General features: G+C 59.8%; 8 protein-coding genes. 6 read left to right on the top strand and 2 right to left on the bottom strand.

Features of this window, described 5'->3' with window-relative positions:
* Positions 1-86 precede the first annotated feature (86 nt).
* From HY795_18870 to HY795_18880, 3 genes are all read left to right on the top strand, one after another.
* Positions 87-1,691, top strand: coding sequence for an NADH-quinone oxidoreductase subunit M (locus HY795_18870; protein ID MBI4807282.1), 1,605 nt, complete (start codon positions 87-89; stop codon positions 1,689-1,691).
* Complete coding sequence (locus tag HY795_18875; protein MBI4807283.1) at positions 1,688-3,100, top strand: NADH-quinone oxidoreductase subunit N; 1,413 nt, start codon at positions 1,688-1,690, stop codon at positions 3,098-3,100. Before HY795_18870 ends, HY795_18875 begins: the two co-directional genes overlap by 4 nt.
* A gap of 304 nt (positions 3,101-3,404) precedes the next feature.
* Positions 3,405-4,667, top strand: coding sequence for an HDOD domain-containing protein (locus HY795_18880; protein ID MBI4807284.1), 1,263 nt, complete (start codon positions 3,405-3,407; stop codon positions 4,665-4,667).
* A gap of 9 nt (positions 4,668-4,676) precedes the next feature.
* Here HY795_18880 and HY795_18885 read toward each other — a convergent pair whose 3' ends face one another.
* A complete protein-coding gene (locus tag HY795_18885; protein MBI4807285.1) occupies positions 4,677-7,145 on the bottom strand; it encodes a glycogen/starch/alpha-glucan phosphorylase in 2,469 nt (822 codons plus the stop codon).
* 400 nt (positions 7,146-7,545) lie between these two features.
* Entirely contained in the window at positions 7,546-9,834 is a 2,289-nt protein-coding gene (locus tag HY795_18890) for a PhnD/SsuA/transferrin family substrate-binding protein (protein MBI4807286.1), read from the bottom strand.
* A 455-nt stretch (positions 9,835-10,289) separates the two neighbouring features.
* Here HY795_18890 and HY795_18895 point away from each other — a divergent pair, with 455 nt between their 5' ends.
* The 3 genes from HY795_18895 (at position 10,290) to glpK (ending at position 14,446) form a co-directional block, all read left to right on the top strand.
* Positions 10,290-11,237: a sugar-binding transcriptional regulator gene (locus tag HY795_18895; GenBank protein ID MBI4807287.1), complete on the top strand. Its 948-nt coding sequence runs from the start codon at positions 10,290-10,292 to the stop codon at positions 11,235-11,237.
* A gap of 12 nt (positions 11,238-11,249) precedes the next feature.
* Positions 11,250-12,884 carry an FAD-dependent oxidoreductase gene (locus HY795_18900; protein ID MBI4807288.1) on the top strand — a complete coding sequence of 545 codons (1,635 nt, stop codon included), beginning with the start codon at positions 11,250-11,252 and terminating at the stop codon, positions 12,882-12,884.
* A 68-nt stretch (positions 12,885-12,952) separates the two neighbouring features.
* Positions 12,953-14,446, top strand: a complete 1,494-nt coding sequence (gene glpK / locus HY795_18905) for a glycerol kinase GlpK (protein ID MBI4807289.1) — start codon at positions 12,953-12,955, stop codon at positions 14,444-14,446.
* Positions 14,447-14,490: the final 44 nt, after the last annotated feature.

Here is a 14,490-nt window from a genome sequence, read left to right on the forward strand (position 1 = left end):
AATCGGACCGTTGGCCGCCAAGAGCGCCTCGGCTTTCACACTAAACGTCGGCGCCAGCATGCGCGCATGATTGGCGAGGAGAGTTCATGACCGCTCACAGCGGATTCCCCTTCCTGACGAGCCTCATGGTTCTGCCTGTGGCAGCGATTCTTGTGCTCCTTATTCTTCGGCGAGACAGTGCGGTCCGGTCCGTGACACTTGCGGTGGGCGTATTGGAAGTTCTCTTGAGCATTCCGCTGTACAGCTTCGCGCCTTCGCTGCCGGGTTTTCAGTTCGTTGAGCTAAAACCCTGGGTGCCGCAGTGGGGCATGAACTACTATCTGGGTCTGGACGGGCTGAGCCTTTTCATGGTGCTTCTCTCCACACTTCTCTTGCCTCTGTGCGTGTTGTGCTCCTGGACCTACATCAAGGCCCGTGTGAAGGAATTCCACATCTGCCTCCTGGTTATGACCGCAGCCTGCGTGGGTGTTTTCTCGGCGCTTGATCTGGTGCTCTTCTATGTATTCTGGGAGGCCATGCTGGTCCCCATGTTCCTGTTGATCGCTGTGTGGGGCGGGCCGGAGAGGCGCTACGCCTCGCTCAAGTTCTTCCTGTACACCCTGGCCGGCAGCACGCTTTTGCTCGTGGCCATCATCGCGTTTCGGGCCATGGGCGGCAGCTTCGCCATTCCTGAACTTCTCGGCAGGGATTTCCCGGTGGCCTTCCAGCGTTGGACGTTTCTGGCCATGGCCCTGGCGTTCGCCATCAAGGTGCCCATGTTCCCCTTCCACACCTGGCTTCCGGCAGCCCACGTCCAGGCTCCGAGCGCTGGCAGCGTCATCCTGGCGGCGGTTCTTCTGAAAATGGGCACCTACGGATTCATGCGCTTCTGTCTGGGGCTCACCCCCGAGGCCAGCCATTTTTTTGCCCCGCTCATGATCGCCCTGTCCGTGGCCTCGATCCTTTACGGCGGGCTTACGGCGCTCGGGCAGACCGATCTCAAGCGCATGGTGGCCTACTCGTCGGTAGGGCACATGGGCTTCGTGACTCTGGGGATCTTCATGTTCAACATGCAGGGGCTCTCAGGGGCGCTTTTGCAAATGCTCAACCACGGCATCACCACGGGTGCGCTCTTCATGATGCTTGGCGCTGCCTACGAACGCAGCCACAGCCGGGAAATGGCGGATCACCTGGGCATGGGCAAGTATCTGCCCGCGTTCATGGGTATGTGGGGTCTTTTCGCCCTGTCTTCCCTGGCATTCCCGGGCACCAACAGCTTCGTGGGGGAACTTTTGGTGCTGACCGGGGCCTTCTCCGCCAACTTGTGGGCGGCGTTTCTTTCCGTTCCCGGAGCCATGCTGGCAGCGGCCTACATGCTGCGTGCCACCCGGAGTATGGCCTGGGGTTCGCCAACCACAGCCAAAGGCTGGGCGGATTTGAACGTGAGAGAATGGACTGCCCTGACCCCGCTGGCTGTGCTGGTGCTGTATATTGGTTTTGCACCCGGCCTGGCCTTGAAGGCCGTGGAGCCCTCGCTTGAGAGGCTTCTGGTAGGGGTGAACAAACATGCCGGAACGGCCACTCTCACTACCGGCCCGGTTGCGGTTTCTTCTTCTGCAACCCTCAGTGGCAAGCCCGGAACGGTAACAGCGAAGACAGGGTCGCAAGTAAACGAAACGCCTACTACACGTCTGGCGGAGGTGGCCCGATGATCCCCCGGCTGCTGGCTCCCGAAATCGGTATGGCCGCGCTGGCCCTGGTGTTCTTTCTGCAAGGCCTGGGGTTTGAGTCCTTGAAACGCCTGGGCGGTCTTTCAGTCTGGCTGGCCGCCGCAGTGACTGTTCTGGCCGCCGCGAGCCTTGACGCGCGGGGCAGCCTGTTCTGGGATTGTTACGCGGTGGATTCCCTCTCGCAGTTTTTCAAGCTGGCCATAGCCTTCGGATTCGCGGTGGTCACGGCCATCGGGCCAAGGCCCGTGGACGTGGAGGAAGGGAAACGGCCCGATTACTTCATGCTCCTGGCCATCTCCTCCCTCGGGCTCATGCTCTTGGCTTCGGCCAAGGAACTGACCACCATGTACCTGGCCCTGGAACTGGCCTCCTTGAGCCTTTACGCCGTGGCCCCCCTGCGCGCCGAGAGCCGTCCAGCGGCAGAAGCCGCTGTGAAGTACATCCTTTACGGGGCCATGGTCACGGCACTATCTCTGTACGGTCTGTCGCTCATCATGGCCTCGCAGCACACCACCTATCTGCCGCAGCTTGCGGCCAAGCCCTGGAGCGTGGCCCAGTCTCCGCTGGCGGTGCTGGGGCTTGCGCTCTATCTGTGCGGGTTTCTCTTCAAACTGGCCCTGTTCCCGTTTCATTTCTGGTGCCCTGACGTCTATCAGGGCGTTGGCAACGAGACAGCAGCGTTCGTTTCCACCCTGCCCAAGCTTGGCGCGGTGGCGGTGCTCGTTCGCCTTGTGGGCGAACTGGGCATGAACTCTCAGACCGGTTCAGCCCTTGCTGTGCTGGCCGCGCTATCCATGACCGCGGGAAATCTCTCAGCCCTGGCTCAGAAGGATTTGAAGCGTCTGCTCGGCTTTTCCAGCGTGTCCCATGCCGGCTACGCCGTGATGGGCCTGGTGGCGGCCGGACCCGAGGGGCTTGCGTCGGCCGCGTTTTACGGGGTGTGCTATCTGCTAATGAATCTTGCGGCCTTTTTCGTGGTCTGCCGGATAGGCGCGGACGGATCCAATCCGACTCTTGCGAGTCTGGACGGCCTGTACAAACGGTCGCCGGGCCTGGCCTTTGTTCTTCTCGCGGCGGCCTTTTCCCTGGTGGGGTTGCCTCCCACGGCCGGGTTCGTGGGGAAGTTTTTCCTGCTGGGTTCGCTCTGGGGCAAGGGGCATGATTGGCTGGTGGTGGTGGCCGTGCTGAACACGGCAATCGCCATCTACTATTATCTCAACATGGTCAGGCACGCATACACAGTGGAACCCGGAGAGGCTACGCCGCTGGCGCTCAAATCCTTGAGGGGTATCCTAGGTGGCGGTTTGGCCGTGGCGCTTCTGCTGGTGGGCCTCCTGCCTGGATTTCTCTTCGGGTTGGCCCAGGCCGCAGCGGGTTTCGCGATCAGATAGGCCCTCCGTGGTTGTCGCCACTTGATAGGGCTTTTATAATTTGCAGGCTGCGAAGCTCTGTTGATTCCGTACCTCTTTTTCCTTCCCAAATTCTTTCTGGGGTCGTCGCTCCTCTCTTTTTCTTTGTGAATTCATTGGAATTGCAGCTGCCTTAGGGCCTTTCCGTTGTGCTTGGTCCTGGAATAGAATAAATGGCACTGAGAACAAATGGGGTGACGCACTGCCGGCCACGGCAACCGTGCACCAAGCGTAAGGCTTCGTGACGGTCTAACCTGACAGCCCTGCCAGGAACGAAGGCTCTCCCATGTCCGAACATACCTCGCCCGCACAAGATCAGGTCTTTTTTACCAAGCATCCAATCCTGGATGCCAAACGCAAACTCTGGGGCTATGAGCTCATTTCCAGCGATGCTGGCGCTGGAGCACGCCTTCTCTCGGACGCCCAGCGCCAAGCCTCGGAAAACCTGGCCTCAAGCACATTCATTGGTATCCAGCAGGCCATGGAGAGAGGCAAGCGAATCCTGCTCTCCTTCGACGAGCAGGGACTCTTGGAAAAGGCGCCTTACGCCTTTTCCCCTTCGCAATGCGTGGTGAAGTTCCAAGGGCAGGCACAAGACAAGGCCGCCCTGATCCAGGCGCTGGATGCTTTAAGAAAGGACGGCTACACCCTGGCGGTGGACATTCTGGCCGATGCCGCCGTGATAAAGGAAATATTGCACCAGATAGACATCATCACCATAGATCTGGGAGGCGGGGTGGACCCCAAGACCCTGCGCGACAAGACGAAATCTTTGGGCGCGATGCTCTTGTCCGCGCGGGTGCAGCGCCTCGAGCAGTTCGAATCATTGAAGGAAGTGGGATACGCTCTTTTTCAGGGTGCCTTCTTCAAGGAGCCGGAAATCATTTCCGACCGCAAGCTCACTTCCCATGAGATATCGCGCATCAATATCCTGAAGGCCATCGAGGCTGAGGACCCGGATCTGGACGCCCTGTCCGAGGCCATCTCCTCCGACGTTTCAGTGAGCTTCAGGCTGCTGACCTATCTCAACAGCGCGGCCTTCAGCTTCCCCCAGAAGATTCAGTCCATCCGCCAGGCCATCAACATGTTGGGCGTGGTCAAGATGAAGAACTGGCTGCGGGCCGTGCTCCTGGCGGACATGGCCCATCAGGGGGACAATCCGCAGGAACTGGTGCTTTTGTCTCTTCAGAGAGGGAGATTTCTGGAAAACATCGCCAAGGAGTACGATTTCTGGGGGTTTGATCCCGGAAGCCTGTTCCTTCTGGGGCTTTTTTCCCTCATAGACGCCATTCTTGGAATGCCGACGGCCAAGGTGGTGGAATACCTCCCCCTGGACGAGAAACTTAAAAACGCCCTCTGCCGGGATCCCAATAACGAGTATCAGCCCCTTATGGACCTGATGGTCTGCATCGAAGATACGGACTGGGCCAAGCTTGAGGCATTGACCCAGAAGCTCTCCTTCGACCTGGACGTGGTCAAGGCTTGCTATTCCGATGCCATGACCTGGGCCGGAGGCTTCTTCAGCCTCAAGGAGAAAATTCAGGACTAAGAGCGTGCATCAATCCCCCAGCGGCGGGATGTTCCAGATGTTCTTGGCATATTCCAATACGGCCCGGTCGCTGGAAAATTTGCCCATGGTGGCTGTGTTGAGGATGGATTTCTTCGTCCATTCCTCCTTGTCCATATAGAGCCTGCCCACGCGGTCCTGGGTCCGGACATAGGCCCGGTAGTCTGCCAGCACCAGATAGTGGTCGCCTTTGTGGAGCAGACTGTCGATCAATGGGGCGAAAAGATGTGGCTCGCCTGGGGAGAATGCCCCGGAAGCGATCATGTCCAAAGCCCGCTTCAACTCCGCGTCACCCTCGTACCAGAGTTTCGGGTCGTTCCCTCCTGCCCGGAGCGCGTCCACTTCATGGGCCTTGAGGCCGAAGATGAAGATGTTCTCCTCGCCCACTTCCTCCATTATCTCCACATTTGCTCCGTCCAGGGTGCCTATGGTCAGAGCCCCGTTGATGGCGAACTTCATGTTGCCGGTGCCGGATGCCTCCATCCCGGCCGTGGAAATCTGTTCGGAGAGGTCAGTGGCCGGGATGACCTTTTCGGCCTGGGAGATGCAGTAGTTGGGCAGGAAGATGAGCTTGAGCTTGCCCTTGATGCGCGCGTCGTTGTTCACCGTTTCGCCTACGGCATTGATGAGTCTGATCACCAGCTTGGCCATGTGGTAGCTGGGTGCGGCCTTGCCGCCGATCATCACCGTGCGTGCGGGGCAGTCGTGCCCCGGGTTGTCGACCAGGCGGTTGTAGAGGGTGATGACGTGCAGCACGTTCAGAAGCTGGCGTTTGTATTCGTGCATGCGCTTGACCTGGACGTCGAAGAGGGTGTCCGGGTTTATGCCCATTCCCACCTTGCGCAAGACGTACCGGGCCAGCCGCTTTTTGTTTTCGCGCTTGGACTCGCGCCAGGCGGCTCTAAAGGACGCATCCTCGGCCAGGGGAATGAGCTCCCTCAGTTTGTTCAGGTCCGTGACCCACTCAGGCCCGATGGTCCGGGTGATGAGTCCGGCCAGGGACGGGTTGGCCTGGAGGAGCCAGCGTCTGGGCGTAACCCCGTTGGTGATGTTTCCAATCTTGCCGGGGTAGAACTCGTCGAAGTCCTTGAACAGGCCGTTTTTCAGGATGGTGGAGTGCAGCATGGCCACCCCATTGACCGCATGGCTGCCCACGATGGCCAGGTGGGCCATGCGCACCCGCCGGCCCCACCCCTCGTCGATGATGGACATCCGGGCCATGCGCTCGAAGTCTCCGGGATAGCGACGCGCAACCTCGCCCATGAACCGGCTGTTGATCTCCATGATTATTTCAAGGTGCCTGGGTAGAACGCGCCCCATGAGGTCCACAGGCCATGTTTCCAAAGCCTCGGGCAGGACGGTGTGGTTGGTGTAGGCGAATGTCTTGACGCAGATGTCCCAGGCATCGTCCCAGGGCAGGGATTCCAGGTCCAGCAGGATGCGCATGAGTTCTGCGATGGCGATGGACGGGTGGGTGTCGTTGAGCTGGACAGCCACGAAGTCCGGGAAGCTGGCGAATGAGCTGTGTTGTTTCTTGTGGCGCCGCACGATGTCCTGGAAGGTGGCCGCCACCAGGAAGTACTGCTGTTTGAGGCGCAGTTCCTTGCCCACCAGGGGCTCGTCGTTGGGATAGAGAACCTTGGAGATGTTCTCCGAGAGGACCTTTTCCTCCATTGCCCGGACAAAGTCGCCCTTGTTGAAATCCTTCAGGCTGAAGTCCTGGCTGGACTTGGCCGCCCACAAGCGCATGTTGGTGACATGGTCGCATCCAAAGCCCGGCACCAGGATGTCGCAGGCCATGGCTCTTACCGTTTCGGTGTCCACCCAGCGATAGCGAAGATTGCCGGCATCGTCCTGGTATGCCTCGGAACGGCCGTGGAAGTGCACCTCGTAGAGATCCTCGGCGCGGTCGATCACCCAGGGGCTGCCGTGGCTGCGCCAGTTGTCGGCCCGCTCCTCCTGGGCTCCGTCCACGATCATCTGGTGAAAGAGCCCGTAGTCGTAGAGGATACCGTATCCGTAGCCGGGGATTTTCATGGAGGCCATGGAGTCCATGTAGCAGGAGGCCAGCCGCCCCAGGCCCCCGTTGCCAAGCCCGGCGTCGCGTTCTTCCTCCTCGATGTCTTCCAGCTTGAAGCCCATATCCTGAATGGTTTGGCGGCAACCCTCCTCCATGCGCATGTTGGTGAGGTAGTTCATGAGGAAACGTCCGGGGAGGAACTCCATGGAGAGGTAGTACACCCGCTTGGTCATGGCGTCGTAGTAGGAGCGCTGGGTGCCAAGCCACATGTTGATGAGCCTGTTGCGGACGCTGTAGGCCAGCCCGTTGAACAAGCGGAACTTACGGGTCGGATAGAAATCGTTGCCTAGAATGGTGAGTATGTTTCGGCGGATATCGTCCGCCAAGGTGTCTAGTTGGTAGAAGGATTCCAGCTTTTTGGGGGCAGGGGCTTTATCCATATTGGTCACCTGGGTGTCTGGTGTGTCGCACTTGAGGAGTGCGTTGTCATTGTACGACTGCCAACTACACGGTGATTCTTCGCAAGGGGGAAAGAAGATCTGGCGAAGCTGGAGAGCCTCTTCATGCGAGCTCTCTGGCCGGGCCAAGTCGATTTGGTACTCCCCGCTCGTGCCCCCTCCGCCGGCTGCCGGATGTGGTGCAATCTAACTGCTTGCATTCCTAGTACATAGAACTAGCACGACAGGGAAGAAGAATGAAACCTGATTTTATACGTCAGGAAGCGGAAAGAGCACAAAGCTCGGCGTGCACTTTCGACGGGGCCATCCCTGGAAGGAGTAGGGAGTGAAGGCGATGATACAGAGAGCAAACCGCTTATTTGCTGAGCTGGGAAGCCTGTTGCTATCCGTTTCTTCCAGTATCTAGCGACGGGTCGTCCAACACACTGGCCAGGGTTTTTCGTAGTTCTTCCATGTCCACAGGCTTGGCCAGGTAGCCGTCCATACCGGCATCGAGGCACGTATCCCGGTCACCGTCCATTGCATGGGCTGTGAGGGCGATCATGGGGACTTTGGCCGACAGCCCATTCGATTGGCGCAGGAGTTTTACCGCGGTCAGTCCATCCATGACGGGCATCTGAACGTCCATGAGGACGCAATCAAACCGTTCGTTTGATAAAATGTCCAAGGCCTGTTTGCCGTTTTCTGCGGTCAGCACTGTGCATCCTTGCTTTTCCAAAAGCCGGGTGAGGGCGACGCGATTTGTTCTTTCGTCCTCCACCAGAAGAATGCGCAAATTTTTGGTGCCGGAAATTTTCGGAGGAGGGGTGGTCTTTTTCGAGGTGACGATCTTCAAAGCAGGACCTGGAATGCGCAAGGCAAGGGTAAAGGCCATGGTGGTTCCCCGGCCCGTTTCGGTATCCACAGCCAAAGAAGCGTCCAGGACTTCCACCAGCCGCTTGACGATGTTCAAGCCAAGACCGGCACCCTCGTATTTGCGAGTGCTCGAATCGTCCACCTGGGTGAATGGATCAAAAATGAAGGCGAGCATGTCGTCAGGGATGCCCGTCCCTGTATCCGAGACCATGAACAGAACCCCGCATTCGCCCCCGGTGGGAGGAGAGATGGCCCATGCCTCAAGCGCAACGGTCCCCTTGTCAGTGAACTTCACGGAGTTTCCGATCAAATTGTAGAGAACCTGACGAATCTTGTTCATGTCCCCCAGGACACGGGAGGGAAGAGCCGGGTCCAGCGTAAGGTGCAAGTCGATACCCTTTTCCACGCAGGAAGGCTTGAATGTGTCCTGCACCTCGGCAAAAAGCTCTTGGAGCGAGAAGATCGACTCGCAGATGAAGAGCTTGCCCGCCTCCATGCGGGCCAGGTCGAGAATGTCGCTTATAAGCGACGTCAGGCGCGTTCCGGACCGGACGGCCATGTCCACGCACTCCTGCTGTTCCCCGTCCAGTGGGGTGGTTTGCAAAAGCTGGAGCATGCCCAGCATGCCGTTTAGCGGGGTGCGGATTTCATGGCTCATGTTGGCAACGAGGAAACTTTTGGCCCTGCTTGCCCTCTCGGCGATGTCCTTGGCCATTTGCATCGAGGCCTCGGCCTTTTCCCGTTCTGCCAGTTCACGCAGAAGCTTTGCCTGGACTCTGCGCAGCCGGCCGGAGAGGCTGAGGAAATAGATGGTGGCCAGGAAGAGTCCGATTAAGGCAAGCCCGGCCAGGGTCACTTCGATCCTGTGCTGGAATAGGAACTCGCGGAGCTCGACTTTTGGCGGCGTGTCGTAGGGTTTTACCTTGAGCTCGCGCAAAAGATCGTCCACGGGCTGGTAGTTCAAGGGGACTGTAAAACTTCGGATATGGGTGTCCGAGCCGCCAAGGAAATTGTCCGAAGCGATGAGCAGGGCCGCGGCTACCCTCCTGGCCTGATCGTCGGACACGTGGGCCAACCTGGCCACGGCCCATTCCGGGTAGAGCCTTGTGCTCAGCAGAAAGGGGAACGCATCATACTCTGGGCCGTGCTCCTGGTGTGGAATAACTTTTACATCGGAAAGGGAGATGGTTCCGGCTTCAGCCATCTGTTCCAGCGTGTCGGTTCGTGCGGTGCCCGCATCGGCCTCTCCCGCGAGCACGGCCTTCACGGAAGCGTCCTGAGTTCCCACAAAGACCAGGCTCTGAAAATCCTTGATGGGATTGATCCCTTTCCGGAAAAACTCGCCGTACGCCACCAGCCAGCCGCCCATGGAATAAGGATGCACCGCCGCAACCCGTTTGCCCTTGAGATCCTCGAGGGAGTTGATCTGCTGGTTCGAGGCCCTGGTGAAGACCACTCCCCCGAAGCGCATGCTCGTGCGACCCCCGGCCTGGTTGTTCATGGTGGCGATACGCATGACCCCGTGCCGCCGCTCAAGTTGCACATAGAGGGCGGGGTTCACAATGATGAAGTCCACTTCCGTTGAAGCGACAGCCTTGTCGATGTCGGTGAAAGGTATGGGTATGACCGAAAACTCGAGGCCTGGCAGCACACCCGTGAGGTAAGTTGCCAGAGGCTGGTACTCCTGCAGGGCGAGTTCATCTCCCCGGTTGGCCAGGACACCAAGCCGAACGGAGCCGGCAGATGCATCTGGAGCGCCCTGCAAGAGGAGAGGCAGGAGCAGAAAAAGGGATACGCTGAGTACTTTCTGGAGCATGCAATCTAACCAATGAGTGTACGTGTCGTGCCGACTGTTACGAAGCATATCGTCCGGAAAATTGGGGTATGTTTGGCTCACCCTGGTACAGGGTGGAGCATGCCCGTGAAGGGTGTCAAATTCCAGTGTAGAGTGTCATCCACAGAAATCGCCCTCGCATGAAATAGGCTACTGCCCACAAAAAACACTTCAAGACATACCATATTCAGCGAAGGCTGCAAGCCGGAGAAGTGCGTTCCATGTGGCGCCCGCCTTACCGGAAAGCCGCGTCGGGGCATGCACGGCGTGAAAAGTGTCGTACGGCCTGGGAGGCGAGTTGGCGCCTTTCCACGAGGAGTGATGAACAATCCTGAAGCGACTGTTGACAATTGAGCGTTACAAATTCATTCTAAAAAAATAAAAGTTCATAAAAATTGGGATAAACCAAAACTTTTGAACAATTGGGAGGCACCTGTATGGTTGGCGTCGACGACAGCGAAAGCCAGCTTCTTTCCCGGGTCGCCTGGCTGTATTTCAACGAGGAACTTACTCAGGCCGAGATCGGCGAACGTCTGGGCATCACCCGTCTCAAGGTGAACCGGCTGTTGCAGGTGGGGCGAGAGACCGGACTTATCCAGGTCATCATCAACACGCCGTTCAAGGAGTGCGTGTCCCTGGAGGGGCGGTTGGTGAGAGAGTTCGGGCTGGTGCGGGCTATCGTGGTCCCTGCGCCGGAACGGGGCGACCGCCACCTCTTCGACGCCATCGGACGGCCTGCGGGGGAATACGTCTCCCAGGTACTTGAGGATGGGCAATCCCTGGGTGTGGGGTGGGGCAACACGATCCGTGCAGCCATCAACGGCATCACTGTCCGCAATTTTCGGGATATCTCCGTGACCTCGCTCTACGGTGGAGTCCCCCGCAGCCCTGTCAATCCGTTCGACTCAACCGCCATGTTCGCCCGCCAGCTCCGGGCGGAGGTATGCAATCATCTGGCGGCGCCCATGTTCGTCTCCTCTCCGGAAGTGAGAGAGACCATCGCCAGTCAGGACATCTTCCGCACATACTACCAGGAAGCGCTCCAGGTGGACATGCTTCTCACCGCCGTGGGCGACCTGACCGCTCAGGCCACCAACATCACCCTCGGGGCGATCACCCACGAGCAGCGCAGGGATTTGGCCAAAGCCGGAGCTGTGGGTGAATTCTTCGGGCGTTTTCTGGCCGGGGACGGAAGCGTGCTGGACCATACTGTCAACGCCTGCAGCATGTCCCCGGATTTTGACGGCCTGTGCAAGGTGCCCCACATCGTGCTGGTGTCGGGCGGTATGGCCAAGGTCCCCATACTTCGGACCGTTCTCAAGCGCGGATACGTGCACGTCTTCGTGACCGACGCAACCACCGCTTCGGATCTGCTCAAAAACTAGAAAGGCCTCACTATGGACAGAGAGCATCTTCTTGGCCGCCAAAAAAGCGGCGGTGAATTCGACCTTCTCGTAATCGGCGGCGGGGCCACTGGTTGTGGCGTGGCCCTGGACGCGGCCACCCGGGGCCTGGATGTGGCCCTGGTGGAACAGGGGGACTTCTCCCAAGGCACCAGCAGCAAGAGCACTAAATTGGTTCACGGCGGGGTGCGGTACTTGGAAAAGGCCGTCCTGAAGCTCGATCGCGAGCAGTTCGGCCTGGTGTGCGAGGGACTTCGCGAACGGGGTTATCTCTTGCGAAACGCGCCCCATCTGGCCCACCCAATCCAGCTCATGACCCCGGTGAAGACCTGGTTCCAGGCGGCCTACATCTTCGCGGGCCTGGTGCTCTACGATCTTTTGGCCGGGCGGCTGTCGCTGGGACGCAGCAGGCTTGTAACCAGCTCAAAGGCCCAGCGAATGTTTCCTCAGCTGAACCTGGACGGCTACGTGGCCGCGGTAATCTACTTTGACGGGCAGTTCAACGACGCTCGAATGGCCGTCACTCTGGCGCGTACAGCCAACGCACATGGGGCGGCCTGCCTGAACCATGTGGAAGTGGTGGAACTGGTCAAGGAGGGGGGACGGGTGCGGGGGGCCGTTGTCCGCGACGTCATCACCGGCGAAAGCTGGACCATTCGGGCCAAGGGAGTGGTCAACGCCACCGGCCCATTTGCCGATGCCGTGCGGCGTATGGACGACCCCCAGGCCAAAGACATGCTCAAGGTAAGCTCCGGCATCCACATACTGCTCGACGCCAAGCACACCCCGAAAGACATGTCGCTTATGATCCCCAGCACCGAGGATGGACGCGTGCTCTTCATGATTCCCTGGATGGGGCACGTGCTGTTCGGCACCACCGACGAGCCAGCCCGGGTGGAGCACGACCCCGTGCCTGAGGAAAAGGACGTCGACTACCTTTTGCGTTACGCCAGCAAATACCTTCGCCAGCCCTTGACCCGCACAGACGTGCTGGCCGTCTGGAGCGGCCTGCGCCCCCTGGTGTATGCTTCCGGAAAGGCCAGCACCCAGGAGTTGGCCCGTAGCCATGTGATCGACGTGAGCGCTTCGGGGCTTCTCACCATTACCGGCGGCAAGTGGACCAGCTACCGGAGCATGGCCGAGGACGCCGTGGACGTGGCCTGCGCCAGATTCGGCCTTGGCGGGAATCGCAAGAGCGCCACCCGCACCATGAGGCTTCTGGGCTCCTGCGGGCATGTGGCCGGTTCATGGGATGAGCTTGCCCGGCGCGAGGGTCTCGAACCCGACTTGGCCAGGTCGCTCGTCTCCCTCTACGGCGACGAGGCCAAGCGCGTGTTGGCCGAGGGCCGCGAAACCGGGCTCATGGACCGTCTCCATCCGGCGCATCCTTACATCGGGGCCGAAGTGGTCTACGCAGTGCGCAAGGAAATGGCCGCCCATGTGTCGGATGTGCTTCTGCGGCGCTTGCCCTTGGGGCTTTTGGACATGGTACACGCCCAGGAAGCCGCTCCGGCAGTGGCTGACATTATGGCTCGCGAGCTCGGCTGGGACGATGCCCGCCGCGAAAGAGAGATCGAATCCGCGAAAGCACTGCTTACATCCTGGTATTCCGGGCGTGCCGCAGCCTGATACGGTGTTTGGCTCCGAGGACATGCCAAAAACGCCATAACAGCTCTTATTTGAGCCGGGAGGCCTGAATGAGCGGGTACATACTGTCCCTGGATCAGGGAACCACCAGTTCCCGCGCTGTCCTGTTCAGCCGTCACGGTGAGATCAAGCACTTGGCCCAGAAGGAGCTCACCCAGATCTATCCCCGGCCGGGATGGGTGGAGCATGACGCCAGCGAGATATTGAGCTCTCAGGCTTGGGTCATGCGCGAATGCCTGGCCCAGGCCAAGGTGGACGCCTCCGAAGTGGCGGCCGCGGGCATCACCAACCAGCGCGAAACCACCGTGGTGTGGGACAAACACACCGGCGAGCCCGTCCACAACGCCATTGTCTGGCAAGACCGGCGAACCGCCGGATTCTGCGACGAGCTCAAGGCGCGCGGGCTGGCCGACACCTTCCGTAAGAAAACCGGCCTGGTGCTGGATGCGTATTTCTCCGGCACCAAGGTCCGCTGGATTCTGGAGAACGTCCCCGGGGCCAGGGCCAGGGCCGAGAAGGGCGAGCTGCTGTTCGGCACTGTGGATACATGGCTTATCTGGAACCTCACCAAAGGCGCAGCCCACGTCACCGACGAGTCCAATGCCAGCCGTACCCTGATGCTTAACATCAACACCGGCCAGTGGGACGACGAACTGCTCTCCATCCTTCAGGTGCCCAGGTGCATGCTGCCCAGGGTGACCAAGTCCTCCGAGGTGGTGGGTGAAATCCACCCTGAGTTTCTGGGCAAGGCCATTGCCATAGCGGGAAACGCGGGCGACCAGCAGGCCGCCACCTATGGCAACGCCTGCCTGAGAGAAGGCATGGCCAAGAACACTTACGGGACAGGCTGTTTCATGCTCATGAACACCGGCAAACAGCCGCGAGCAAGTAGCCACAGCCTGCTCACCACCACCGCCTGGGCCACGCCGAAAGGGCGAGTTTTCGCCCTGGAGGGCAGCGTGTTCGTTGCGGGTGCTGTGGTGCAGTGGCAGCGTGACGGGCTGGGGATAATTCGGCACGCCCATGAGGTGGAGCAGCTGGCCCTCTCCGTACCGGACAACGGAGGGGTCTACCTTGTGCCCGCTTTCGCGGGCCTTGGCGCTCCCCAGTGGGACCAGTACGCGCGCGGCGCCATGGTCGGCCTCACCCGGGGAACCACAAAGGCCCACATTGCCCGAGCCGCGGTGGAATCCATCGCCCTGCAGACCTTGGATATAATGGACTGCATGCAAAAAGACTCCGGCATCACGTTGGCCGCGTTGCGCGCCGACGGGGGGGCGGCCCGCAACAATCTGCTCATGCAGTTCCAGGCGGATGTGCTGGGGGTCGCTGTCGAGCGCCCCAAGGTGACGGAGACCACGGCCCTGGGAGCGGCCTATCTGGCCGGGCTGGCCGTGGGGTTCTGGGAAAGCGAAGAGGAAATCGCGGCCATGTGGCAGATGGACCGGCGTTTCGAGCCAGGCATGGCCGCGGATGTGCGCGAGAGTTTGCTGCACGGGTGGCAGCGCGCTGTGGAGCGGTCCAAGGCCTGGGCGCAGGCTTAGGGGGCCCGGGGAAATGGGCTTCGGATCAGTTTGTTTCCAATCTT

The sequence above is a fragment of the Desulfovibrio sp. genome, from assembly GCA_016208105.1.
GTDB lineage: Bacteria > Desulfobacterota > Desulfovibrionia > Desulfovibrionales > Desulfovibrionaceae > Fundidesulfovibrio.